This window comes from Arthrobacter sp. B2060 (assembly GCF_059090445.1).
Genome location: NZ_JBNHFR010000006.1, coordinates 147,165 through 171,122, shown reverse-complemented (window position 1 = coordinate 171,122; position 23,958 = coordinate 147,165). Strand labels below are relative to the sequence as shown.

Genomic DNA, 23,958 nt, shown 5'->3' with positions numbered 1-23,958 from the left:
GCGAAACCAAGGGGCCGGAGGCATGAACGTTGACCCGGAGAAGAGGCTTCATGGACCGCCAGCAAGAGTTTGTCCTGCGCACGATCGAAGAGCGTGACGTACGGTTCGTGCGTCTCTGGTTCACCGACGTCGTGGGCTCACTCAAATCGGTGGCCCTGGCACCGGCTGAAGTGGAAGGCGCCTTCGAAGAAGGCCTGGGCTTCGACGGTTCCTCGATCGAAGGCCTGGCCCGCGTGTTCGAGTCCGACATGCTCGCCCAGCCTGACCCCGCCACCTTCCAGATCCTGCCCTGGCGCGGCGAAACCGAGCAGACCTCCAGGATGTTCTGCGACATCCTGACGCCGGACGGCGAGCCCTCGGCCGCCGATCCCCGGAATGTCCTCAAGCGCACCCTGGCGAAGGCTGCCGACATGGGCTTCACGTGCTACACCCACCCCGAAATCGAGTTCTACCTCCTGAAGTCCCAGGAGCCCGGTCCGGACGGCTCGCCAATCCCCGTGGATGAAGGCGGCTACTTCGACCACGTGCCGGGCGGCGTGGCCCAGGACTTCCGCCGGACGGCGGTCACCATGCTGGAGTCCGTCGGCATCTCCGTGGAGTTCAGCCACCACGAGGCCGGCCCCGGGCAGAACGAAATCGACCTCCGGTATGCGGACGCACTCCAGACCGCGGACAACATCATGACGTTCCGCACCGTCATCAAGGAGGTGGCACTGCAGCAGGGAACCTATGCCACGTTCATGCCCAAGCCGTTCACGGCGCATCCCGGATCCGGCATGCACACACACTTTTCCCTGTTCGAGGGCGACACCAATGCCTTCTACGAAGCCGGTTCCGAGTACCAGCTCTCCGAGACGGCCCGCCAGTTCATTGCCGGCATCCTGAAGCACGCCCCGGAATTAACGGCCGTGACCAACCAGTTTGTGAACTCCTACAAGCGCCTCTGGGGCGGGGGAGAGGCACCCAGTTACCTGAGCTGGGGGCACAACAACCGCTCTGCGCTGGTCCGGGTCCCCCTCTACAAGCCCGGCAAGGGACAGTCTGCCCGGATCGAATACCGGGGCATCGACTCGGCTGCCAACCCGTACCTCGCGTACGCGGTGCTCCTGGGTGCCGGGCTCAAGGGCATCGAGGAGGGCTACCAGCTGCCTGCCGCTGCCGAGGACGACATTTGGTCGCTGAGTTCAGCGGAGCGCCGGGCCATGGGCCACGACCCGCTGCCTGCGAGCCTGCACGACGCCATCCGCACCATGGAGGACTCAGAGCTCATGCCGCAGATCCTGGGCGAGCAGGTGTTTGAACACTTCCTGCGCAATAAGCGGGCCGAATGGCAGGACTACCGCCTGCAGGTGACGGCCTATGAGCTGCAGCGCAACCTTGCCATTCTCTAGGCCACGGCCGTGAGTCTGGCCCGCCGTCTCATTTCCGCCGGCTTCAGCGACCTGGAGAAGGGCGAAAGGTTCCTTGCCGCCCCCGAGCTCGACGGCATCGAACAGGACGTGCTGTTCGCAGGCCTCCAGCTCGCCGCAAGCCCGGACGCAGCACTGCAGTCCCTGGTTCGGCTTATCGAGAAACACCCGGACCTGAGGAAGCTGGCCGCGGCGGACACGGACAGGAGCGAGCCGCTGTACCGTGTCCTGGGCGCCAGTGAAGCTCTCGGCGAGTTCCTCATCCGCCATCCGGAGCACCTGGACGCCTTCGACGTGACCGCCAGCCCGGAACCCCTGCCGACGGACGCGGCCGAGCTGCGCCGGCACCTCCTGAAGTCGGTGCACGCCGATCCGAACGCCGCGCGCCCGGTGGCGGGGATAACGGGCCCGGAAGCCTATGAGGCGCTGCGCACCGCCTACCGGCGGGGCGTGGTGGACCTGGCCGTGAAGGATCTTTGCGCGGCGGACCCGCTGGACTTCATGCCGGCTGTCGGCGCCGAACTGGCCGATCTGGCCGGTGCCGCCATAGAAGCCGCGTTGGCCGTCTCCCGGGCGGAGGCCAGGGAGCAGTTCAGTCCCGAGGAGGTTGCCGACGTCGGACTCGCCGTGATCGGCATGGGCAAGTGCGGTGCCCGCGAACTTAACTACATTTCCGACGTCGATGTCATCTACGTGGTGGAGAACGGGCAGCTGGAGGACGCCCGGGCAAGCAGCATCGGCACGGCGCTGGCATCGGGTATTTCCCGCGCCATTTCCTCTCCCGCCCGCGAGCCCGGCCTGTGGGAGGTGGATGCCAACCTTCGCCCGGAGGGCAAGTCCGGGCCGCTGGTCCGCACCCTTGATTCACACCGCAGCTACTACGCCCGGTGGGCCGAGAGCTGGGAATTCCAGGCCCTCCTGAAGGCCCGGACCATAGCCGGCGACGCCGACCTGGGCGGCCGGTACGAGGACGCCGTGTGGCCCCTGGTGTGGTCTTCCGCGGGCCGGGACGGGTTTGTCGAGTCAGTGCAGGCCATGCGCCGCCGTGTGACGGAGCATATTCCGGCCGCCGAGGAGCAGCGCCAGATCAAGCTTGGCAGGGGCGGACTGAGGGACGTGGAGTTCACGGTCCAGCTCCTGCAGCTGGTGCACGGAAAGTCCGACGAGTCGCTCCGGCACCGCGACACGACGTCGGCGATTGCAGCGTTGTCGGCCGGCGGCTACATCGGCCGCGCTGATGCCGCCGCGTTCGACCATGCCTACCGGTACCTGCGGCTGCTCGAACACCGCATCCAACTGTTCCAGCTCCGGCGGACACACCTGATGCCGGTCAAGGAATCGCTGCAGCGTGCCCTGGCCAAGGCCGTGCTGGGCCCGTTCTCCACGGACCGGCCGCATCCCGACGCCCTCATGGCAACCTGGCAGAAGACCAAACGCTCGGTTCGGGAGCTGCACGACCGGATCTTCTACCGCCCGCTGCTGAACACCGCCGCGAAGCTGAGCAGCGAGGACGCCAGGCTGACCCCGGAGGCTGCCCAAGGCCGGCTCGCCGCGCTCGGCTACCGTGATCCGCAGGGGGCGCTGCGCCACATTGAGGCTCTGACGGCTGGCGTGAGCCGGCGCGCCGCCCTGCAGCGGCAGCTGCTTCCGATTCTCTTGGGGTGGCTCGCCGAGGGTGTGGATCCCGACGCCGGGCTGCTGGCTTTCCGCCGCATCAGCGAGGCCCTGGGAACCACCCACTGGTATCTCGGCATGCTGCGGGACTCCGCAGCGGCGGCAGAGCGGCTCTGCCACATGTTGTCCAACTCGCGGCTGATCGCCGACCTGCTGGAAGTATCACCGGAGTCGGTGGCCTGGCTGGGATCCGACAAGGAACTCACACCCCTCAGTTTCGAGGCCCAGTGGCATGAGATCGCGTCCAAGATGTCCCGCCATGCTGAACCGGAAAACGCCATGCGGCTGATCCGGCTGATCCGGCGGCGGGAAATCCTGCGCGTTGCCATCGCCGACAGTGCCGGCCTGCTCGCACAGGACCAGGTGGGTGTGGCCCTGGCCGAAACGGACAGGGCGGCCATCCTCGGAGCCCTGCGCGTTGCGGAGAATATCGTATCCGCGGCGGGCCCGCTGAAAACCTCGGTACTCGTCGTGGCCATGGGCCGGCAGGGCGGACGGGAGATCGGCTACGGTTCCGATGCCGACGTCCTGTACGTCCACCGCGCTCTGCCAGGCTATGCCGACGATGAGGCCCAGCAGCAGGCGGCGAAGATCGTGGGCCACATCTCCAGTCTCCTCACCCAGCCTCTGAAGCCCGCCATCATGGCCGAGCGCGTGCTTGCAGTGGATGCTGACCTCCGTCCCGAAGGCAAGAACGGCGCCATGGTGAGATCCCTTGAATCGTACGCCGAGTATTACCGGCGCTGGTCGCTGGTCTGGGAAGCGCAGGCCCTGCTGCGCGCCAGGCCCATTGCGGGCGATGACCGCCTCGCGGATGACTTCCTCAGGCTCATCAATCCAATCCGGTACCCGGAGTCGCTGTCCGAGACGGACGTCCGGGAGATCAGGCGCGTCAAGGCCAGGGTGGAAGCGGAGCGGCTGCCTCGCGGTGCCGATCCGGCCCGGCACCTCAAGCTCGGCCGGGGCGGGCTCAGCGACGTCGAATGGCTGGTGCAGCTGCTTCAGCTGCAGCATGCTGGGCGCCACCCGGAACTGCGGACAACATCAACGCTTGAGCCTTTGGAAGCCGCCGCAGGCCTGGGCCTTCTGGAGGCGGCAGACGCCGAGTTGCTGGCCGAGGCGTGGCGCCTCGCCAGCCGCATCCGCTCCGCCAACGTGATCTGGACGGGACGTGCCTCTGACCTGCTGCCCTCCTCCAGGCGGGACCTGGAGGCGGTTGCACGCTGGTGCGGTTATGAGGAAGGGATGGCCACGGCCTTCGAGGAAAACTACCTGCGGGTCAGCAGGCGCGCGCGGGCCGTCTTCGAGAAGGTTTTCTACGGTCACTAGGCCGCGCTGATCGTGCCCGGGAGGGCTGACACGTCTTGGGGCGAGTGTTAGGTTGGGCCCATGGCTACCCAAATCTTCGTAAATCTTCCTGTCCAAGACCTCGACAAAACCGTGGAATTCTTCACGGCTCTGGGCTTCAAATTCAACCCGGACTACACCGATGAGAACGCGACGTGCATGATCGTCAATGACGATGCGTACGTCATGTTCCTGGTGGAGGGCTTCTTCAAGACCTTCACTTCCAAGGACATTGTGGACGCCACAGGCGGCAGCGAGGTGATCCTGGCCTTCTCTGCCGACAGCCGTGAGGGGGTGGACGACATGTACAACAAGGCCGTCGCGGCCGGCGGCAAGGAGTCCCAGGCGGCCCAGGACTACGGATTCATGTACAGCAAGAGCTTCCAGGACCTCGACGGGCACCTCTGGGAGGTCATGTGGATGGACCCGGCGGGCCCGCAGACAGAATCGGCGGCTACGGCCGGACCCTGAGCCGTCGGTTCCTGAAGAACGTCAGACTGGGCGGACATGGATCCCCACGTATGGCTGATCTCCCTTAAGGACCTGGATGAGGACGCGCGGTCCATCCATCTGGGGGAGGTGGCCCGGATGGAGCGCGGACCCGGCCAGGACGACTTCGTCGGCGATCCGCTGCGGATGATGCTGGCCGGCCTTGAAGAACCATCGAGGATGCCCTTCATCATCGAAGAAGGGGGACAGGCCGTGGGTGTGCTGACGCTGCAGTCCGGCGCGGCCAGACTGGCGGGGTGGCCGGATGACGACTCCGTGTGGCTGCTCCGGGGGTTCCTCATCGACCTGCCTTGGCAGGGAAAGGGACTGGGTCCGGCCGCTGCGGCGGCAGCTGTGGAGGCCGCCGCAAAACTCACGGCGAGACGCGGAGGCGGGCAGGCCGGCGTCGTACTCTCCGTCAACGAACGAAACGAATCCGGACTGGCCGCCTACCGCAAGGCCGGCTTTGAGGACCGCGGCCAGTACCTGGACGGTGATACCGGTCCGCAGCGCACCATGTACGCCGCGTTCCGGCCGTAACACAGCAATTGCTGGACGATCCCCACAGGTCCGACTTAAGAAAGCAACCTCCGCACATGGGGGACATGCGGAGGTTGCCGTTCCTAACGTTACCCATCGGTAGGTTAGTCATTCAACTTGACTAGCCGCCGACGGGTTTGCCTGCTGTTCACTTACCGCACCTATCGTTCGTATACCGCCGCGGTAAACGGCCCATGGGGGAGCTACAGCGGCGGTAGGTGGCCCGCCCACGTCTTGGGGGAGCTTGAGCGGGCCACCGCATTCTTATGGCACGTGATTAACGGCCGTCGGCCGCGCAGGCGCAGCAGCGGGCATAGTCGGATCCGGCATGGTCGGATCAGGGACAACAAAAAGGCCGGCCTCAGGTGGTGAAATCTGGGACCGGCCTTTTCTGTAGCTTGATTCTTGCGGACTAGCTGCGGACTACAGCCCGTTGAGCCACATGATCCAACTAGACGCCGTAGTAGAGCTCGAACTCGTACGGGTTCGGGCGCAGGGACAGCGGGCGGATCTCGTTCTCGTACTTGTACTCGATCCAGGTGTCGATCAGGTCCTGGGTGAACACGCCACCGGCCTGCAGGAACTCGTTGTCCTCGCGAAGGGCCTCCAGGGCTTCCTCGAGGGTGCCCGGCGCCTTCGGGATGTCCTTGGCTTCCTCGGCCGGGAGCTCGTAGAGGTCCTTGTCGATCGGTGCCGGCGGCTCAATGCGGTTGCGGATGCCGTCGATGCCGGCCATCAGCTGGGCGGAGAACGCCAGGTACGGGTTGGACGAGGGGTCCGGAGCGCGGAACTCGATGCGCTTGGCCTTCGGGTTGGAACCCGTGATCGGGATACGGATACCGGCGGAGCGGTTGCCCTGCGAGTAGACCATGTTGACTGGAGCCTCGAAGCCCTTGACCAGGCGGCGGTAGGAGTTCACCGTCGGGTTGGTGAAGGCCAGTACGGCGGAGGCGTGCTTCAGCAGGCCGCCGATGTACCAGCGTGCGGTGTCGGACAGGCCGGCGTAGCCCTTTTCGTCGTAGAAAAGCGGCTCGCCGCCGTTCCACAGCGACTGGTGGCAGTGCATGCCCGAGCCGTTGTCACCGAAGACCGGCTTCGGCATGAAGGTAACTGACTTGCCCCAGGCGTCAGCCGTGTTCTTGATGACGTACTTGAACTTCTGCAGGTCATCGGCGGCGTGGGTCAGCGTGGTGAACTTGTAGTTGATTTCAGCCTGGCCCGCGGAGCCGACCTCGTGGTGGCTGCGCTCGACGTCAAGGCCGGCTTCATCCAGGGCGACACACATGGCGTCACGCAGGTCAGCCTGCTTGTCGGTGGGTGCGACCGGGAAGTAACCGCCCTTGACGGGGGTCTTGTAGCCCAGGTTGCCGCCTTCTTCTTCGCGGCCGGAGTTCCAGTGGGCTTCTTCGGAATCGATCTTGTAGAAGCTGCCCTGCGGGGAGGACTGGTACTGGACGTTGTCGAAGACGAAGAACTCGGCTTCGGGAGCGAAGAAGGCGGTGTCGGCGATGCCGGTGGAGGCCAGGTAGGCCTCAGCCTTCTCGGCTACGCCACGGGGGTCGCGGTGGTAAGGGTCGCCGGTGCGGGGGTTCACGATGGAGAAGTTCAGCGCAAGGGTCTTCTCCATGCGGAACGTGTCCAGGAAGGCAGTGGTGACATCCGGGATGAGCTGCATGTCCGACTCGGCAATGCCCTGGAAGCCGCGGATGGAAGATCCGTCGAAGAGCTGGCCATTGACGAAGAAGTCAGCATCCACGCTCTTCGCCGGCACGTTGAAGTGCTGCTGCACGCCAGGAAGGTCGGTGAAGCGGATATCGACGAACTTAATGTCTTCGTCTTTGATGAACTTGAGGACTTCGTCCGCAGTCTTGAACATCTATGCTCCTTACGCATATGTATTAACTGGCTGGAAGCCAATATGGTCCAGCGCAATCGTGGTCCAGCGCAGACCGACGGGGCGAAAACACAAAAAAGTGCCCCCGCCTTCAGCTCGCTGGCAACTGTTACCACCCTAGGGACAAGGGGTTTCTCGTCGGTGTCGGCATTGTTTCCGGCAGGTTACAGAACCCCCTGATATGTAAACGCTATACGGTGTCCACACTGTGGTCTATCCGCATCCACACTCTGATCGATCCGCGGGTGTGCCGGGCAGCCGGTAAACTTGGACGGTGGTAGATCGCAGAGACATTGGCTCCTGGCTGGGCGGACCGGACACCTCCGGTATTTCGAAGTACCCGGGGGAGCGTCTTGGGCTTCCGGAATCGGGCCCCGGGTCCATCGCCCGCGCCGGGCGGAGAATCGTGGCGATCATGATCGACTGGACCCTGGCCCTGTTGATCAGCAACTTCCTGTTCGCGGGCAACTCCTGGGCCACGCTCGCCGTGTTCGCTGCCGAACAAGCCCTGCTGATTGGCACCCTCGGCTATAGCATTGGCCACCGCGCCATGGGGATCCACGTCGTCAGGCTTGGCGGTACGCCTGCCGGGCCCGTGGCGGCCCTGGTCCGCACCCTTCTTTTGTGCCTGGTGATTCCTGCCGTGATCTTTGATCCGGACCAGCGGGGTCTTCACGACAAGGCCATGAAGACTGTCCTGATCCGCAGGTAGAGCCGAGCGGATAGAGCCAGAGCGGATAAGTCAGACGTCGGCGGTTTCTTCCCGCGCTGGCTCCCGGACGGTCCGCTCTGCCTCTTCGCCCGCCGTCGCGCCCTCTGCGCTCAGGTGGCCGCGGTTTCCGGCCCAGCGTTCAAACAGCACGGTGGCGAACGGCAGGACTGCCGAGAAGCCCGCGAACAGCGCCACCAGGAACGGCCAGCGCTGCAGGCGCCACAGGCCCAGGGCCGTGATGCCGTAGGCGATGAACAGCGCCCCGTGTACCGGCCCGGCGATTTCCACTCCAAGCTCGGTGGTCTTGGCGATCCATTTGAAGTACATGCCAGTCAGCAGTGCTGCCCAGCTCAACGCCTCGGCGAGGGCGAGCATCCGGAAGATGCTTATGACGGCGCTTCTTGACGGTAATTTCACAGGTTTCTCCGGCATGGTGTCGTGTTTCGGCAAAGTCGTATTCAGCGGGCTTGTAAAGCGTGGGTGGGACAGATGAAAACGCCCCGGCAGCCGGAGGGAATCCGGCCGCCGGGGCGGATCAGGAAGTTTAGCGTCCGCGCTGGGGACGGGCCTTGTAGGGGTCGACGCCCTTGGGGATGGGGAGCCGGGTTCCGAGCGACGAGATGCGCTTGGAAACAGCGCTCACCTCGATCTTGGTGAGTTCCTTGTTCAGCTTGTTCATCTTTTTCGCAACCTGGCTGATGGGCGTCTGGCCTTCACCCTTGCCGCTCTCAATCACGTGGATGGTCACGTTGGGGAGGATACGGGCAAGTTTCTTGCGCTCGGCGTCCAGCAGCGGCCTCACCCGGTGCGTGGGGCCCTCACTGACCAGCACCACGCCGGGACGGCCGATGGCGCGGAACACGGCGTCCTGGGTGCGCGGGTTGACCGCTACCGGCTGCTCCTCGGTGATCCAGCCCCGCTTGAGTGTGCTGAGGGCAGCCCCGGAGGCGCCGGGCTGGTTTTCGATCTGGGCGAACGCTGCACGTTCGGCCCGGCGGGACAGGATGAATGTGGCCGCGAGGAAGCCCAGCGGGATGCCGATGATGAGGGCGGTGATCCAGTTTTCCAGCAGGAAGCCGACGATGAGGCTGACGGCCACGACACCCAGGAAGGCCAGCAGCATGAGCCACGGAACCATCGGATCGTGGCGGCGGGTCATATTGAAGACTTCGCCGATCTGCTTGAGCCGGCTCGGCTTCTTGACCTTTGCCACCTTGGGCTTGCGCGAGAAGAGTCCGCGCTTGGGGGCGTCAGCCGACGGGGTGTTGTTGCTGGAATCAGGGGATTTCGCCATAGTGCCTTAATTCTACGTGATCCACGACAAAGGGCCGGACGCCGGAGATCCCGCGACCGGCCCTTTGGCTTAGACAGACAGGCGGTGCTAGGAGTGCGCCGCGAGCAGGGAGCTCGCCTCCTGGCGGGTGCTTCCCGAGCTTTCGATGTGCGCCAGTTCCGCAGGGATCTCCCAGCCCTTCTTGCGCATAGCGGTGGCCCACAGCCGGCCGGCGCGGTATGAGGAGCGCACCAGCGGACCGCTCATGACACCAAGGAAGCCGATCTCGTCCGCTTCCTGCTGCAGGTCGACGAATTCCTGCGGCTTGACCCACCGGTCCACCGGAAGGTGCCGCTCGGACGGGCGCAGGTACTGGGTGATGGTGATCAGGTCACAGCCGGCCGCGTGCAGGTCCCGAAGCGCCTCGGAGATCTCTTCGCGGGTCTCGCCCATGCCCAGGATCAGGTTGGACTTGGTGACCATGCCCAGGTCGCGCCCCTGCGTGATGACGTCCAGGGAACGCTCGTAGCGGAAGGCGGGACGGATGCGCTTGAAGATGCGCGGGACGGTTTCCACGTTGTGGGCGAAGACCTCCGGCTTGGAGTCGCAGATCGCCTGGATGTGTTCGGGTTTGCCGGAAAAGTCAGGAATGAGGAGTTCGACGCCGGTGCCCGGGTTCAGTTCGTGGATCTTGCGGACTGTTTCGGCATACAGCCAGACACCCTCGTCCTCGAGGTCGTCACGGGCAACGCCGGTGACCGTCGCGTAGCGCAGCTGCATCGCCTGCACCGAACGGGCAACCTTGGTGGGCTCGAACACGTCGACGGGGGAGGGCTTGCCGGTGTCGATCTGGCAGAAGTCACACCGCCGGGTGCACTCGGAGCCGCCGATCAGGAACGTTGCTTCCTTGTCCTCCCAGCACTCGAAGATGTTGGGGCAGCCGGCCTCCTCACAGACAGTGTGAAGACCTTCCTTCTTGACGAGGTTCTTGAGCTGGACGAACTCGGGGCCCATCTGGACCTTGGCTTTGATCCAATCCGGCTTGCGCTCCACCGGGGTGGCCGCATTGCGCTGCTCAATACGCAGCATTTTCCGGCCTTCTGGTGCCAGTGTCACAGTAGAGCTCCTTCGGGGGTTGCAACTAGGGCGTCTTCATTGTTGCGCAGTTCTTCGATGATCCGCGAAACGAGATCAGCTGGAGCCACGTCCCGGCCGGTCTCCTGGGCGATGGTAGTTACGTCGGCATCGGTGATTCCGCAGGCGATGATCTGGGCATAGGGGGCCAGATCGTTGTTGCAGTTGATGGCGAAGCCATGCATTGTGACTCCCTGGGAGACCCTGATGCCTATGGCGGCGATCTTGCGGTCGGGGCCCTTGTCGTCCGCGGTAATCCAGACACCGGCGCGGCCCTTGATCCGGACACCCGTGATTCCGTAGTCCGCCAGGACGGCGATGATGACGGCCTCGAGCCGCTCCACGTAGTCCCGGATCCCGGCCCTGTTCTTCAGCTTGATGATGGGATACCCCACGAGCTGGCCCGGCCCGTGCCACGTCAGCTTGCCGCCGCGGTCCACCGGAACAACCGGGGTGCCGTCGAAGGGGCGTTCGTGGTCCTCCGTCAGTTTGCCGGCGGTGTAGACAGCGGAGTGTTCGAGCAGGAGTACTGTGCTGGGGGCCTTGCCGGCCAGGACATTCTCGTGGATGTCGCGCTGGAGTTCCCAGGCGTGCGTGTAATCCACGAAATCAGGGGCAAGACCCAGCTGTGTGAACTCAAGAGTCATGGCATTCAGCTTAGACCCGGCCGGCGTCCTGCCGGTCAGTAGTGTGCCCAAACTCTCACCCCTTGGGGAACCGGCCCGCGTCTGGGTCGGCCCCTGTGGATAACTTCTGCAGGAGGTTGTCTTTTCGGGTAGGCATTAAGCCATGGACGATGTGAGTCAGGACACGGATCATTCCGGAAATGGCGAACCGCAGGTTCCGGGCTACCGGGTGTGCCGCCGGCTCGGCAGTGGCGGCAGCGCCGTCGTGTGGCTGGTAACCGAGGAGGTGAGCGGCCGCAAGCTGGCGCTGAAGTGCCTCGGCGCGGCATCCGGCAGCCCCGGCCCGCAGGGCCAGGGGGTGGATTTCGCGGAAGAGGATATCCGCCGGGAGATCCTGATCATGTCCGTTCTTGACCACGGTCACCTGATTAAGCAGCACGACGTCGTCAGTGTCGGCGGGGCCGCGGGCAGCGTCATCGGGATCCTCATGGACTACGCGCCGGGGGGTTCTCTGCGGCAACTCGTCGGCACCCGTGGCAGGCTCAGCGTCGGGGAAACGGTGACTGTGCTGACGCCCGTTGCCCAGGTACTGGCTTATTTGCACGGCCAGGGATTCACTCATTCGGATGTGTCGCCCGGAAACGTGCTCTTCTCCGCACATGGAAAACCGCTCCTCGCTGACCTTGGCCTGGCGCGGATGGTGGGAGATCCTGTCGGCGTTTCCGAACGTGGAACGGACGGATTTTGCGATCATTCACCCGTGGATGCGCTCAGGGCGGGCCTGCAGCCCGGCCGCGATGTGTACGGGGCCGCCGCGCTGGGCTGGTACTGCCTCACCGGATCGCCGCCGCTCCCTGCACCGGACAGGCCGCCGCTTTCGCTGTTGGTGCCGGACGTTCCGGCCGAACTCGCCGCCGCGCTGGAGGCAGGCCTGAGTGAGGACCGGCGGCGGCGCCCGGACGCCGCGGAACTGGCCACGGCCATCTATCGGAGCGCAGCCGCCGTACCGGTTGACCTTTCGCACTCCGTGCATCCGACCGTCTTGCCGGAACTGCTGACCCGCAGGCCCGAGCCACGGGCCCGAGGACGCATGCGGGAACGGCTAGGCGCCTGGCGAAGGCGCCTTTGTACATCGGCGCCCGCCATGGCGGTCCGGGAGCACCCGGTTACAGCCGCAGGACTGCGTGGTGGCCGGCTTCGGGGAACATCCGTGGCCGGTGTTCCGGGAGACCAGCCGCCCGCCAGGCGTGGCCGGCACGCCCGGCCGCGGCAGGATCCACCGCTCTCCGCGCTGCGGCACCCCTCGCCGCATGCGGCCGCCGCACGCCGTCGTCAGAAAGCCGCCTGGGCAGGTCTGCTGGCCGTGGCCGTCATTGCCGGCGCGTGGCTGCTGCTGCCGCCGCCCTCGGACCCGCTTGCGGGCGGCACCGCCGCCGGGCCTTCGCTCCTGCCCGACAGCGCGCCGGCACCGGCCACGGCCCCGGCCAGGATTCCGGATCCCGTCCGCAGCCAACTACATGCAGGAAACCCAGCGGAAGCCGTCAAAGGGCTGGCCTGGCTGCGGTCCAAAGCCCTGAGTGAGGGAAGGCTGGAACTCCTCGCCGAGGTCAACGCCCCTGGCTCGGCTGCCGCGGCCGCAGACCGGGGGCTCAGTATCCGGCTGCAGGACTCCCGGACGGTGCTGGCTGGGTTCACCACCAGCCTCGCGGGCATCCGGCGCCTGCCGGAAAGCACGGGGACACGGGCGGTGGTCGCCGTGACTGCCACAACGTCCGGATATGTGGAGCGGTCTGTGGCCGGGGACGTGGTGGCTACCGGCCATCCCCAGCAGCCCCTCGATCTGCGGCTGGTCCTGCTCCGCATGGACGGCAGGTGGCTGGTCTCAGAGATCCTGCCCGGGCCGTGACCTAAGCGATGCTGCAGGCCGCTACTCCCGGGTCCGAGGCGTGCCTTCAGGCACCGCTTCACGCGTGCCTTCAGGCGCCGCTTCACGCGCCTACCACCCATTCTGCGGCCTGCCGCAGTGTCGGATGCCGCCACACGAATCCGGCCTCCTTCAGCCGGGCGGGCTCCACTTTCTGGCTGGCCAGCAGGAGCTCATCGGCCAGCTTGCCCATCACCAGCCGCAAGACCGGCGAAGGGACCCGAAACAGTGCGGGCCGGTGCAGGGCCCGGGCCAGTTCCCGCACCAGGGCGTTGACGTCAGCGGGTTCGGGGGCAGAGACGATGACCGGACCGGAAAGCGGAGACGTCAGGAGGAAACCGAAAGCCGCGGAGAGATCCGGCTGGGTGATCCACGGCCAGTACTGCCTGCCGTTGCCAAGCGGGCCGCCGACGCCCAGACGCAGCAGCGGCAGCAGCCTGCCCAGGGCGCCGCCGGACCGGCTGAGCACCACCGCCGTCCGCGGGGTCACCACGCGGACACCGGCTGGTGCCTCATGCGCGGCGGCTTCCCACTCAGCACAGATCCGGGCCAGGATGCCGGAACCGGCGGGCGACTCCTCGTGCAGGGTGGTCGTGCCCGCGTCTCCGAAATAGCCTGTTCCCGACTGGCTGATGAAGGTTTTCGGGGGCGCGTCCAGGTGCTGCATTGCCGTGGCCAGGGTCCGCGTCGGCCCGAGCCGTGAGCGGAAGAGCTCGTCAATCCGCCGGCCAGTCAAGGGCCGATCGCCGATGCCTGCCCCGGACAGGTTGATGACGGCGTCGGCCCCTTCAAGGCAGGAGGGATCGATGTGGCCGGCAGCCGGATCCCAGCGAACTTCCGCCGGTGAGGCAGGGGTCCTCCTGACCAGTCGCGTCACATCGTGGCCGTCAGCTACCAGACGGGCGGAAAGATCGGTACCGAGGAGCCCGGAGGCGCCGGCCAGGACGATGCGCATGATCCATCTCACCACGCCCCGGCACGGCAGGGCACCTCCCCGCCGCCCTTGTTGACATTGACTATGATCGAACGATGACCTCTTCGAGCTACTTCCGATTCCCGCATGTTCACGGCGATCTGGTCACGTTTGTGGCCGAGGACGATGTCTGGATCGCACCCCTTGGCGGAGGCCGTGCCTGGCGGATTTCTTCCCTGCAGCTTCCGGCCCGCAACCCGCGGTTCACACCGGACGGCAAGAAGCTCGTCTGGACGGTGGTGCAGGGGACGGCACCCGAGGTGGTCATCGCGGACGTCGACGGCGGCGGGTACCGCCAGCTGACCTACTTCGGCCACAGCACCACCAGGGTTAAAGGGTTCACGGCTTCCGGTGACGTGGTGGTCACCAGCGCGTTCCGCCAGGCGGAGGGCAGGCTCACCCATGCCTACAGCCTGCCGACGGAGGGCGGCTGGGCCGAGGAACTGCCCTTCGGGCCCGTGGAGTCCGTGGCCTTCGGCCCCGAGGTCGGAGACGAGAAGCCCGTTGTCGTGGCCAGCGTCCTGTCCCGGGAACCCGCCTGGTGGAAGCGCTACCGCGGCGGGACGGCCGGCAAGCTCTGGATTGATGCCGACGGCAACGGTGAGTTCGCCCGGCTGCTCCCGGACCTGGACGGCAACCTCGCCGACCCCATGTGGGTCGAGGGGCGCATTGCCTTCCTCTCCGACCACGAGGGCTACGGGAACCTGTACTCGGTCCTGCCCAATGGAACGGACCTCCGGCGCCATACAGACCATGAAGACTTCTATGTCCGCCACGCAGCCACGGACGGCAAACGGGTCATTTTCGAGTCGGCCGGCGAGCTGTGGATTCTTCACGACCTTTCCTCTGACGCCGTCCGGCTGGAGATTTCGCTGGGATCGGCCTCCCAGGGCCGCCGTCCCTCCCTGCTCAAGGTCGACAAGCACCTCGGTGACGTCCGCCCTGACGCCTCGGGAGCGGCCAGCGCCGTGGAAGCGCACGGAACCATCCACTGGCTGAGGCACAAGGACGGACCCTCCCGGGTGGTGGAGGCCACTCCGGGAGTCCGGGCCAGGCTGCCGCGTCCCTTGACGGAAGGCCGCATCGCCTACCTAGCGGACCACGATGGGGACGAAGCGCTGTTCATCAAGGAGATCGCCCCCCGGCTTGAGGTACAGGGCGCGCGGGTTGACCGTGCAGCCCCGGTCAGGGCGAAGGCCGCGGAACAGCAGTCATCCGGGACTCCGGCGCTGCCGCTGCCCAGCCCCGTCCCCGCCGCCGGCCCCGCCGGCCAGCGAATTGATGTCGCCGTGGCGGACGATTCGCAGGCTGACGTCGCGCCGGCTGCCGGCGCGGAGGACCAGGATGGCCCGGACGCCGGCACGCTTGCCCACGCCCAGGCCCAGGCCCTGTCCGCGGCCCAGGCGCCGATCCGGATTGCCTTCCCGAAGCCCTCGCGGGCAAGCGCCATGGAAACCAGTCCCGATGGCCGCTGGGTTGCCGTGGGCACCGCGTTCGGCGACGTCTATGTGGCCGACACGCGTGCGGGTTCGATTTCCGCGGTGACCAGCATCGGCGAAGGCAGCATTGAAGAACTGTGCTGGTCGCCGGACTCTGCCTTGCTGGCCTGGTCGGAACCGGTGACGTCGTTCGGCTCCCGCAGCCGCCTCCGGCTTGCCCGCGTTGGCACTGGTACGGATAAGGCCGGTACGGATAAGCCCGAGATCATCGCGGTGACGGACGGCCGCTTCCGCGACCACTCGCCGTCGTTCACTCCGGACGGCAAGTTCCTCGCCTTCCTGTCCAACCGGAGCTTCGACCCGGTCTACGACGGGCATTCCTTTGACCTCTCCTTCCCCAGCCCGATCAAGCCTTACCTAGTCGCGCTGGCTGCGGACACGGCGTCGCCCTTCGGCCCGAGCGTGGACCTTTCCTTCGAACCGGGAACGGACCAGGACGGCGACGCCGGTGAGTCCGGGCAGCCGGCGCCGCTCAGCGTCGACGCCGAGGGTCTCTCGCACCGCGTCGTCAGCGTCCCCGTCCCGCAGGGAAACTACTCCTCGCTGACGGCGGTCGACGGCGCACTGCTGTGGCTGGACAGCCCGCTGGCCGGCGTAACCGGTGACGGCAAAGCCAGCCTGGAGGACAAGAACGCGGCACCGAGCCTGGTCCGATTCGATCTGGCCAAGCGCAAGAGCGCCGCCCTTGTGGACGCGCTGGACAGCTACCTCGTCTCAGGCGACGGCAAGAAGGTGGTGGTAATCCACGACAAGCAGATCCGGGTTGTGCCGTCCGATGCGAAGGCCGACGAAGAATCCGGCCAGGTGGTCAAGGTGGACCTTGCCCGTGTCCGGGTGCTGATGGAACCGCTGAGGGTGTGGGGACAGGCCTTTGACGAGGCATGGCGGTTGCAGCGCGACTTCTTCTGGACCGAGGACATGGCCGGCCAGGACTGGGAGTCCATCCACAAGCGCTACCGGCCTTTGGTCGACAGGCTCGGCTCCCATGACGACCTCGTGGACCTGCTCTGGGAACTCCACGGCGAGCTTGGCACGTCCCATGCATACGTCCGGCCCGCAGCCGCCACGGAGGACGGCGGCAACGGACAGGGCCGCCTCGGCGCGGACCTGGCGTTTACCGGCGAGGGCTGGGAAATTGTCCGCATCCTCGCAGGCGAATCGTCGGATCCGCTGGCGACATCGCCGCTGTCCCGCCCCGGGGCCGCTGCCAAGGCCGGCGACGTCCTGCTTGCCGTCGACGGCGTCCAGCTCACCGCTAGCCTGACTCCGGCCATGCAGTTGGTCGGCGCGGCCGGGCGGACGGTGGAACTGACCATCCGCAACGGTGCCGGGCACGGCCCGGCGGCCGGCGAGCAGCGACGCATTGCCGTGGTCCCCATCAAGGACGAGGAGCGCCTTCGCTACCAGGACTGGGTGGCTGCCAACCGCCGCACTGTGCGGGAAGCGTCCGAAGGAAACTTCGGCTACCTGCACGTTCCCGACATGATGGCCAACGGCTGGGCCCAGTTGCACCGTGACCTGGACACCGAAACCGCCCTGGACGGGCTGATCGTTGACGTGCGCCGGAACCGCGGCGGGCACACCTCCCAGCTGGTGGCGGAGCTGATCGGCCGAAAGGTGACGGGCTGGAGCATGCCGCGCGGCGAGAAACCCCGGACCTACCCGCACCACGCACCGCGCGGCCCGGTCATTATCCTCACCGACGAGTTCGCGGGGTCCGACGGAGACATCATCACGCAGGTGTCGAAGCTGAGGGGCATCGGCCCCGTGATCGGGACCCGGACGTGGGGCGGAGTGGTGGGGATCGACAGCCGCTTCACGCTCGCGGACGGCACCGGCGTCACCCAGCCGCGCTACGCCACCTGGTTTGGCGGCGGGGTGGGCTGGAACGTCGAGAACTATGGAGTTGCCCCGGACATCGAGGTGACGTTCCCGCCGCATGCCTACGCTGCCGGCCGGGACCCGCAACTGGAGTACGGCATCGGAGCGCTGAAGGAAATGGTCCAGGAGATCCCCACGGACCGTCCGCCGGCACGCGAGGGTTACCGCCGGCTGCGGCCCGGGCGGTTGCCTGCCCGCCAGAACACCGACGGCTGACACGGCCGCCGATGGCAGCTGCCGGCTGACGCCATAAGTAAAGGCCCTGGGCCCGAACTGGATTCTCCAGAACGGGCGCAGGGCCTTTGCTGTGCGGCACTCCGCTGCCGGCGGCAGCGGAGTGCCGGCAATCAGGAAGCGGCGAGCGTGGCGTCGAGGGTGATGTCGATGCTGGCGAGGGCGCCGGAGACCGGGCAGCCTACCTTGGCTTCCGCCGCGATCTTCTGGAACTCATCTTCCGAGATGCCGGGAACCTTGGCGTTCAGGGTCAGGTGGCTGCCGGTAATGCCCGTGCCGGGTACGAAGGTGACATCCGCCTTGGTGTGGACCTCTTCCGGCGTGTGGCCGGCCTGGGCGAGCGCGTGGCTGAACGCCATGGAGAAGCAGGCGGAGTGGGCGGCGGCGATCAGCTCTTCCGGGCTGGTTTTGCCTTCAGCGGCTTCCGTGCGGGCCTTCCAGGTGACCTCGTAGGTACCCAGGCCGGAGCTGTCGAGCGTCGTGTTGCCGGCACCCGTCATCAGGTCGCCGTTCCATACAGTGTGTGCGGTGCGTGTTGCTGCCATGTCCACTCCTAAGCTTGGGTTCAATTCAGGATCCGGCTGACTCCCGGTCCTTCCTGCACAATCCTAGGGACTACCCGGCCCCGGTGCACGGATTGTCCGCTGTCAGAGGATTATGACCGGCGGTCCGGCGAAAGCGTCACGCCCGGCGCCAGAAACGACGACGGCGACGCACCCTCCGCCTGGGTTCCAGCGGTCGGTGCGTCGCCGTCGTCGTTCCCTTATGGGAGAGCCCCCTTGCGGGGGAGTCCCTTACAGGAGAGCGGCTACTGCCAGAGAGTGGCGATTCCGATGTTCAGCAGGGCCAGTCCTCCGACGCCGTGCGCGAGGCCGGCCGAGATGGGCTCGTCCTTCTTGTACTTGCGCCTGCCGATGAAGGCCAGCACGCCGACGGCCAGTGCGACGGCGAACTTGATGCCCAGTTTGAAGTAGTTGGCGTCCATATCCAGTGCGGGGATCAGGCCCATCATGACGATGCCCGTGAGCAGCTGAAGCGCGGCGCCGTCGAATTGCCGGGGGTGGACTGTGGGCTTCTTCATGTTGCCGATCCAGATGCCGACGATCATGGCGGCGCCGACGATGTGCAGGAAGACCATGATGTTATAGACGATGTTCATGGGACCAGTGTAGCCAGCCCCTTCTACGCTCCGTAGTAATGCTGGCGGTGGGTCGGCGCGCGAAACTCAGGCACGAAAAAGGCGGCGGCCACCCCGGGTGCGGCGGTTTCCCACCGGCACCGGACTGGCCGCCGCCTTATGCAGCGTGCGGAGGCTAGAGTCCCAGGTCCGCTTCGAACGCGCCCTCTTCGAGGCGTGCCTTCAGCGTCTGCAGGAAGCGTCCGGCGTCCGCGCCGTCCACGAGGCGGTGGTCGTACGTCAGCGACAGGTACATCATGGAGCGGATGGCGATGGAGTCATCACCGTTCGCGTCCTGGACCACCACGGGGCGCTTGACGATGGCGCCGGTGCCCAGGATGCCGACCTGCGGCTGGTTGATGATCGGGGTGTCGAACAGGGCGCCCACAGAACCGATGTTGGTGATGCTGAACGTTCCACCGGACAGCTCGTCCGGACCGATCTTGCCGTTGCGGGTGCGGTCTGCGACGTCCGCGATCTTGCCGGCCAGGCCGGCAAGATTCAGCGTGCCGGCGTCGGAAATGACGGGGACGAGCAGGCCCTTGTCAGTGTCGACGGCAATCGCCAGGTGTTCGGCGTTGTGGTACGTGATTTCCTGCTTGTCTTCGTCGTACGCAGCGTTGAGCTTGGGGTGCTGCTTCAGGGCCTCGGCCACGGCCTTGGCGATGAACGGCAGGAAGGTCAGCTTGGTGCCGTTCTGGGCCTGGAACGAGTTCTTGGCCTGGAGGCGGAGCTTGGCCACCTTGGTCATGTCCACTTCGTGCACCTGGGTCAGCTGGGTGGAGACATCCAGTGACTCCCGCATGCGGCGGGCAATGACCTGGCGGATGCGCGGAGCCTTCTGCGTGGTGCCGCGCAGCGACGACGACGCGGCGGAAGCTGCTGTCGGGGCGGAAGCGGCGGGCGCGGACGGTGCTTCCGGGGCAGGCTTGGCCTCAGCGGCCGCCAGGACGTCCTGCTTGCGGATACGGCCGCCGACGCCGGTGCCGGACAGGGCGGAAATGTCCACACCGTGCTGGTTGGCCAGCTTGCGGACCAGGGGAGTGACGTACCCGGATTCGCCACCGGCGGCGGGTGCCTCGGCGGGCGCGGCCTGGGCGGCGGGAGCCGGAGCTGCCTGTGCGGGTGCAGCCTGCGCGGGCGCTGCCTGCTCCGGTGCAGCCGGTGCCGGTGCTTCGGCCGGCTTTTCCGCGGCGGGTGCCTCTGCGGGCTTCTCAGGTGCTGGGGCGGGTGCTGCGGCAGGAGCGGCAGCGCCGGAGCCGATCACGGCGAGAATGGAGCCGACCTCGGCGGTTTCGTCTTCGTTGACGCGGATTTCCTGGAGGGTGCCGGCAACGGGGGACGGGATTTCGGTGTCGACCTTGTCGGTGGAAACCTCGAGCAGCGGCTCGTCCACTTCGACGGAGTCGCCAACAGCCTTGAGCCAGCGCGTCACGGTGCCCTCGGTGACGCTTTCACCCAGCGCGGGGAGCGTCACTTCGTGGGACTCGCCGGAAGCGGCAGGGGCTTCTGCGGCGGGGGCCTCCTGGGCGGGGGCTTCTTCAGCAGGAGCCTGCGCCGGTGCTTCCTGGGCGGGGGCCTCGGCGGTTTCTGCAGCCGGTGCCTCTTCGGCGGGGGCGGCTTCAGCGGGAGCGGATCCGCCGCCGGCTCCGTCACCGATGCGGACCAGGGGAGCACCAACTTCTGCGGTCTCGTCTTCGGCAACGAGGATTTCCTCGATGACGCCGGCGATCGGAGAGGGGATTTCAGTGTCTACTTTGTCGGTGGAGACTTCGAGCAGCGGCTCGTCCACCTCTACCCGGTCACCTACCTGCTTGAGCCAGCGGGTGACAGTTCCTTCGGTGACGCTCTCACCGAGGGCGGGCAAGTTAACGGATTCAGACATGTCGTCCCCGTTCTCCTTATTGATTTTGTGCGGATGATTGCTGGCGTGTTCGAGCTTAGTGCACCCTGCGGATCATGCCGGGTGCACTAAGCACTGGGGTATTGCGGAGCTGCTTAGCCGTGGAGGGCTTTGCCCGCGAGGGCGAGGTGGGCTTCGCCCAGCGCCTCGTTCTGGGTCGGGTGGGCGTGCAGCAGCTGCGCCACATCCTCCGGGTAGGCTTCCCAGTTCACGATCAGCTGGGCTTCGCCGATCTGCTCGCCCATGCGGGATCCGATCATGTGGACGCCGACGACCGGCCCGTCCTTCTGGCGGACCAGCTTGACGAGGCCGCCCGTGCCCAGGATGGAGCTCTTGCCGTTGCCGGCGAGGTTGTATTCCTGGATCTCGACCTGGTCATCGCCGAACTTGGCCTTGGCGCCCTTTTCGGTGTAGCCGACCGTGGCGATCTCGGGCTCGCAGTAGGTGACCTTGGGGATGTTGACGTCTTCGACGATGACGGGCTTCAGGCCCGCGATCTCCTCGGCGACGAAGATGCCCTGCTGGTAGCCGCGGTGGGCCAGCTGGACACCGGGGACGATGTCGCCGACGGCGTAGATGTTGCCGACGCCGGTGTGCAGGCGCTCGTTGGTGATGACGAAGCCGCGGTCGATGGTGATGCCGGCCTCTTCGTAGCCGAGGTTGGCTGTTACCGGGCCGCGGCCGACGGCCACGAGGAGCAGTTCCGCTTCGAAGGTCTTGCCGTCAACCAGCGTGACCTTGACGCCGTTGTCGTCCTGCTCGACGCCCTGGAAGAAGGTGCCGGTGGAGAACTTGATGCCGCGCTTCTTGAAGGCCCGTTCGAGGTTCTTCACGATGGTGGTGTCCTCGTTGGGGACCAGCGAGGGCAGGCCTTCAACGATGGTGACGTCCACGCCGAAGGAGTTCCATACGGAGGCGAACTCCACGCCGATGACGCCGCCGCCCAGGACAATGACGCTCTTGGGGATGTAGTCCATGGTCAGGGCTTCGTCGGAGGTGATGACTCGTCCGCCGATTTCCAGGCCCGGGAGGGAACGGGAGTAGGAGCCCGTGGCGAGGACGATGTTCTTGCCCTTGTAGGCGGTGCCGTTCACGACGACGGTGTCGGTGCCCTGGAGCTTGCCCTCACCCTCGATGACGGTGATGCCCTTGGACTTGATGAGGCCCTGCAGTCCCTTGAACTTGCCGGCGACGATTCCGTCCTTGTAGGCGTTGACGGCCGTGATGTCGATGCTGTCAAGGGTGACGTTCACGCCGTACTTGGCAGAGTCGCGGGCGTGGTCAGCCAGCTCGGCCGAGTGCAGCAGTGCTTTGGTGGGGATACAGCCGTTGTGCAGGCAGGTACCACCGAGTTTGGCCTTCTCCACGAGGCCGACGGTGAAGCCAAGCTGAACGGCCCGGAGGGCGGTGGCGTATCCGCCGCTGCCGCCACCGAGTACCAGGATGTCGAATTCTTGCGCAGTTGCCTGATCGGCCACTTAGACGCTCCCTCGCGTGAACGATGACACGAGAGTACGCATCATCTGGTCTTGGAACTTGCTCTGCCGTGATTATGCCAGCAGGCCTGTTCCCTTTCATTTGTGACTACCGTGGTTCACCTTAGCGAACCACTTATCCATGCTCCACCTTGCCGGGACATTTGTGGAGCGCTTGTGTCGAGTGTCACGCAGGGGTGTGGCGGACGGATCATGCCGCCCGCCACACGCCGACACACGGCCCGGAGCGGAACCGGTCAGGCTCCGGCGAGGAGGTCCTCGGCGTACGCCACGAGCGTGCGGACGGTGCAGCCCGTGCCCTGTTTCGGTGTGTAGCCGTAGGGTGCGCCGTTGTTGAAGGAGGGGCCGGCGATGTCGATGTGCGCCCAGGGGATCGGCTGGCCGTCCTTGCCCTTGCCCACGAATTCGCGCAGGAACACGGCGGCAGTCATCATGCCGCCATGGCGTTCGCCGATGTTGGCCAGGTCGGCCACCTGGGAGTCGAGGCTGGGCCGCAGTTCTTCCGGCAGTGGCATGGGCCAGATGAGCTCCCCTGCGCGGTCGGCCGCCGCCTTCAGGGGGCCGGTGACACTGTCCGCGCCCATGACACCCGCGGTGCGGTTTCCGAGCGCGATCAGCTGCGCGCCCGTCAGCGTCGCGACGTCGATGATCGCGTCGGGGTATTCCTGGCTGGCGGCGACAATGCCGTCCGCCATGACCAGCCGGCCTTCGGCGTCAGTGTTAAGGACCTCGACGGTCTTGCCGCCGAACATGGTGAGGACGTCCGCTGGGCGGGATGCCGCGCCCGAGGGCATGTTCTCCGCAATGCACAGCCAGGCGGTCGCCTTCACCGGCAGGCCCAGGCCAGCGAGGGTCAGCACTGTATTAAGTACGACGGCGGCGCCCGCCATATCGCTCTTCATGTCACCCATACCGAGGGCGGGCTTGATGGAAATGCCGCCGGTGTCGAAGGTGATGCCCTTACCTACGAGGGCGATTTTCCGGGTGGCCTTGGCCGGAGCGTATTCCACCTTGACCAGGCGGGGCTGGCGCGAGGAACCTTTGCCGACGCCCATGATGCCTCCAAAGCCTTCCTTCTCGAGGCGCTTCTCGTCCCACACGGTCACCTTGACGGGCAGTCCCTTGGCCAGTTCCTTGGCGGCGTCGGCGAACGATTCCGGGTAGAGGTGGCTGGGCGGCTGGTTCACCAGCGAGCGGGTCGCGTTGACGGCCTTCCCAAGGAGCGCGGCGCGTTTCAGGACGGGTTCAAGGGTCTTGTCGCCGGCCAGGTCCGTGAAGATCACCGCATTGCGGACAGGATCCTTCAGCCCGTCCTTGGACGAGCGGTACTCGGTGAAAGAATAGGCGCCCAGCGCCGCGCCCTCGGCGACGGCCGCCACGTCGGCGACATCCGACGTCGGGAAGGCCAGCGTAACCGTATTGAGTCCCGCCAACTGGCGGACTGTTGACCCGGCTGCACGGCGCAGCGCCTCACGGGTCAGCCGCTGGCCGGGGTTGATCTTGCCTACGCCTGCCAGCACGACGACACCGTTGCCTGCCTCGGGAAGACCCGGGAGGCGGACAGCCTGGTCAGCCGCCCCGGTGATGCCAAGAACCTTCAACGACTCGGCCAGTGCTTCGGCCGACTTGGCCGTCAGCGGATTCTCAAGCAGGACGGGGCCGTCGGCCCCCTGTCCCACGCCGATGACGACGGCGTCGCTGGCAGCCTTCTTGAGGTCGCGCGCAATGGCGCTAAGGTTGATTTCGCTATTCTTGACCACGAGGATCAGTCCT

The 23,958-nt window shown here is 66.2% G+C and carries 18 protein-coding genes; 7 read left to right on the top strand and 11 right to left on the bottom strand.

The features are described from left to right. The first annotated feature begins 50 nt into the window (after nucleotides 1-50). From AC5RUM_RS12820 to AC5RUM_RS12805, 4 genes are read left to right on the top strand one after another with little or no spacing between them, the layout of a single operon-like run. The gene (locus AC5RUM_RS12820) at nucleotides 51-1,391 is read left to right on the top strand and encodes a glutamine synthetase family protein (protein WP_400579597.1); all 1,341 of its coding nucleotides are present in this window, start codon (nucleotides 51-53) and stop codon (nucleotides 1,389-1,391) included. A 9-nt stretch (nucleotides 1,392-1,400) separates the two neighbouring features. Beyond that, nucleotides 1,401-4,412, top strand: coding sequence for a bifunctional [glutamine synthetase] adenylyltransferase/[glutamine synthetase]-adenylyl-L-tyrosine phosphorylase (locus AC5RUM_RS12815; RefSeq protein ID WP_494035266.1), 3,012 nt, complete (start codon nucleotides 1,401-1,403; stop codon nucleotides 4,410-4,412). 60 nt (nucleotides 4,413-4,472) lie between these two features. Next, nucleotides 4,473-4,901 carry a VOC family protein gene (locus tag AC5RUM_RS12810; protein WP_494035265.1) on the top strand — a complete coding sequence of 143 codons (429 nt, stop codon included), beginning with the start codon at nucleotides 4,473-4,475 and terminating at the stop codon, nucleotides 4,899-4,901. A 36-nt stretch (nucleotides 4,902-4,937) separates the two neighbouring features. Beyond that, complete coding sequence (locus AC5RUM_RS12805) at nucleotides 4,938-5,459, top strand: GNAT family N-acetyltransferase (RefSeq protein ID WP_494035264.1); 522 nt, start codon at nucleotides 4,938-4,940, stop codon at nucleotides 5,457-5,459. Between the two features lie 451 nt (nucleotides 5,460-5,910). Here AC5RUM_RS12805 and glnA read toward each other — a convergent pair whose 3' ends face one another. Next, nucleotides 5,911-7,335: a type I glutamate--ammonia ligase gene (gene glnA / locus AC5RUM_RS12800; RefSeq protein WP_400579593.1), complete on the bottom strand. Its 1,425-nt coding sequence runs from the start codon at nucleotides 7,333-7,335 to the stop codon at nucleotides 5,911-5,913. Nucleotides 7,336-7,627: 292 nt separating this feature from the next. Here glnA and AC5RUM_RS12795 point away from each other — a divergent pair, with 292 nt between their 5' ends. Then, a complete protein-coding gene (locus tag AC5RUM_RS12795) occupies nucleotides 7,628-8,065 on the top strand; it encodes an RDD family protein (RefSeq protein ID WP_494035263.1) in 438 nt (145 codons plus the stop codon). Nucleotides 8,066-8,095: 30 nt separating this feature from the next. Here AC5RUM_RS12795 and AC5RUM_RS12790 read toward each other — a convergent pair whose 3' ends face one another. The 4 genes from AC5RUM_RS12790 to lipB form a co-directional block, all read right to left on the bottom strand. Then, nucleotides 8,096-8,497 (bottom strand): DUF3817 domain-containing protein, encoded by a 402-nt coding sequence (locus AC5RUM_RS12790; RefSeq protein WP_494035262.1) that lies wholly within the window; start codon nucleotides 8,495-8,497, stop codon nucleotides 8,096-8,098. Nucleotides 8,498-8,609: 112 nt separating this feature from the next. Continuing rightward, complete coding sequence (locus AC5RUM_RS12785) at nucleotides 8,610-9,359, bottom strand: DUF4191 domain-containing protein (protein ID WP_494035261.1); 750 nt, start codon at nucleotides 9,357-9,359, stop codon at nucleotides 8,610-8,612. A gap of 87 nt (nucleotides 9,360-9,446) precedes the next feature. Beyond that, the gene (gene lipA, locus AC5RUM_RS12780; RefSeq protein ID WP_400579589.1) at nucleotides 9,447-10,454 is read right to left on the bottom strand and encodes a lipoyl synthase; all 1,008 of its coding nucleotides are present in this window, start codon (nucleotides 10,452-10,454) and stop codon (nucleotides 9,447-9,449) included. Further along, nucleotides 10,451-11,119, bottom strand: a complete 669-nt coding sequence (gene lipB / locus AC5RUM_RS12775; RefSeq protein ID WP_494035260.1) for a lipoyl(octanoyl) transferase LipB — start codon at nucleotides 11,117-11,119, stop codon at nucleotides 10,451-10,453. Before lipB ends, lipA begins: the two co-directional genes overlap by 4 nt. 142 nt (nucleotides 11,120-11,261) lie before the next feature. Here lipB and AC5RUM_RS12770 point away from each other — a divergent pair, with 142 nt between their 5' ends. Beyond that, nucleotides 11,262-13,004 carry a serine/threonine protein kinase gene (locus AC5RUM_RS12770; protein WP_494035259.1) on the top strand — a complete coding sequence of 581 codons (1,743 nt, stop codon included), beginning with the start codon at nucleotides 11,262-11,264 and terminating at the stop codon, nucleotides 13,002-13,004. A gap of 82 nt (nucleotides 13,005-13,086) precedes the next feature. On the opposite strand, the gene AC5RUM_RS12765 is transcribed toward AC5RUM_RS12770, so the two are convergent. Beyond that, complete coding sequence (locus AC5RUM_RS12765; protein WP_494035346.1) at nucleotides 13,087-13,977, bottom strand: TIGR01777 family oxidoreductase; 891 nt, start codon at nucleotides 13,975-13,977, stop codon at nucleotides 13,087-13,089. A gap of 74 nt (nucleotides 13,978-14,051) precedes the next feature. Between AC5RUM_RS12765 and AC5RUM_RS12760 the strand changes: the two genes are divergently transcribed. Then, nucleotides 14,052-17,591, top strand: a complete 3,540-nt coding sequence (locus tag AC5RUM_RS12760; RefSeq protein ID WP_494035258.1) for a S41 family peptidase — start codon at nucleotides 14,052-14,054, stop codon at nucleotides 17,589-17,591. Nucleotides 17,592-17,722: 131 nt separating this feature from the next. Here AC5RUM_RS12760 and AC5RUM_RS12755 read toward each other — a convergent pair whose 3' ends face one another. The 5 genes from AC5RUM_RS12755 to AC5RUM_RS12735 form a co-directional block, all read right to left on the bottom strand. Beyond that, entirely contained in the window at nucleotides 17,723-18,154 is a 432-nt protein-coding gene (locus AC5RUM_RS12755) for an OsmC family protein (RefSeq protein ID WP_400579584.1), read from the bottom strand. Nucleotides 18,155-18,417: 263 nt separating this feature from the next. Continuing rightward, nucleotides 18,418-18,768, bottom strand: coding sequence for a hypothetical protein (locus AC5RUM_RS12750; RefSeq protein ID WP_494035257.1), 351 nt, complete (start codon nucleotides 18,766-18,768; stop codon nucleotides 18,418-18,420). Nucleotides 18,769-18,922: 154 nt separating this feature from the next. Further along, nucleotides 18,923-20,671 (bottom strand): 2-oxoglutarate dehydrogenase, E2 component, dihydrolipoamide succinyltransferase, encoded by a 1,749-nt coding sequence (gene sucB / locus AC5RUM_RS12745; protein ID WP_494035256.1) that lies wholly within the window; start codon nucleotides 20,669-20,671, stop codon nucleotides 18,923-18,925. Nucleotides 20,672-20,784: 113 nt separating this feature from the next. After that, entirely contained in the window at nucleotides 20,785-22,167 is a 1,383-nt protein-coding gene (gene lpdA / locus AC5RUM_RS12740) for a dihydrolipoyl dehydrogenase (protein WP_400579581.1), read from the bottom strand. A 254-nt stretch (nucleotides 22,168-22,421) separates the two neighbouring features. Further along, nucleotides 22,422-23,945, bottom strand: a complete 1,524-nt coding sequence (locus tag AC5RUM_RS12735) for a leucyl aminopeptidase (protein WP_494035255.1) — start codon at nucleotides 23,943-23,945, stop codon at nucleotides 22,422-22,424. Nucleotides 23,946-23,958 lie beyond the last annotated feature (13 nt).

What these genes read in the sequence shown, in the direction of transcription:
- AC5RUM_RS12770 (WP_494035259.1), top strand. Translation starts at nt 11,262, where the DNA reads ATGGACGATGTGAGTCAGGACACGGATCATTCCGGAAATGGCGAACCG.
- AC5RUM_RS12755 (WP_400579584.1), bottom strand. Translation starts at nt 18,154, where the DNA reads ATGGCAGCAACACGCACCGCACACACTGTATGGAACGGCGACCTGATG.
- AC5RUM_RS12790 (WP_494035262.1), bottom strand. Translation starts at nt 8,497, where the DNA reads ATGCCGGAGAAACCTGTGAAATTACCGTCAAGAAGCGCCGTCATAAGC.
- AC5RUM_RS12785 (WP_494035261.1), bottom strand. Translation starts at nt 9,359, where the DNA reads ATGGCGAAATCCCCTGATTCCAGCAACAACACCCCGTCGGCTGACGCC.
- AC5RUM_RS12805 (WP_494035264.1), top strand. Translation starts at nt 4,938, where the DNA reads ATGGATCCCCACGTATGGCTGATCTCCCTTAAGGACCTGGATGAGGAC.
- sucB (WP_494035256.1), bottom strand. Translation starts at nt 20,671, where the DNA reads ATGTCTGAATCCGTTAACTTGCCCGCCCTCGGTGAGAGCGTCACCGAA.
- lipB (WP_494035260.1), bottom strand. Translation starts at nt 11,119, where the DNA reads ATGACTCTTGAGTTCACACAGCTGGGTCTTGCCCCTGATTTCGTGGAT.
- AC5RUM_RS12810 (WP_494035265.1), top strand. Translation starts at nt 4,473, where the DNA reads ATGGCTACCCAAATCTTCGTAAATCTTCCTGTCCAAGACCTCGACAAA.
- glnA (WP_400579593.1), bottom strand. Translation starts at nt 7,335, where the DNA reads ATGTTCAAGACTGCGGACGAAGTCCTCAAGTTCATCAAAGACGAAGAC.
- AC5RUM_RS12760 (WP_494035258.1), top strand. Translation starts at nt 14,052, where the DNA reads ATGACCTCTTCGAGCTACTTCCGATTCCCGCATGTTCACGGCGATCTG.
- AC5RUM_RS12750 (WP_494035257.1), bottom strand. Translation starts at nt 18,768, where the DNA reads ATGAACATCGTCTATAACATCATGGTCTTCCTGCACATCGTCGGCGCC.
- AC5RUM_RS12765 (WP_494035346.1), bottom strand. Translation starts at nt 13,977, where the DNA reads ATGCGCATCGTCCTGGCCGGCGCCTCCGGGCTCCTCGGTACCGATCTT.
- AC5RUM_RS12820 (WP_400579597.1), top strand. Translation starts at nt 51, where the DNA reads ATGGACCGCCAGCAAGAGTTTGTCCTGCGCACGATCGAAGAGCGTGAC.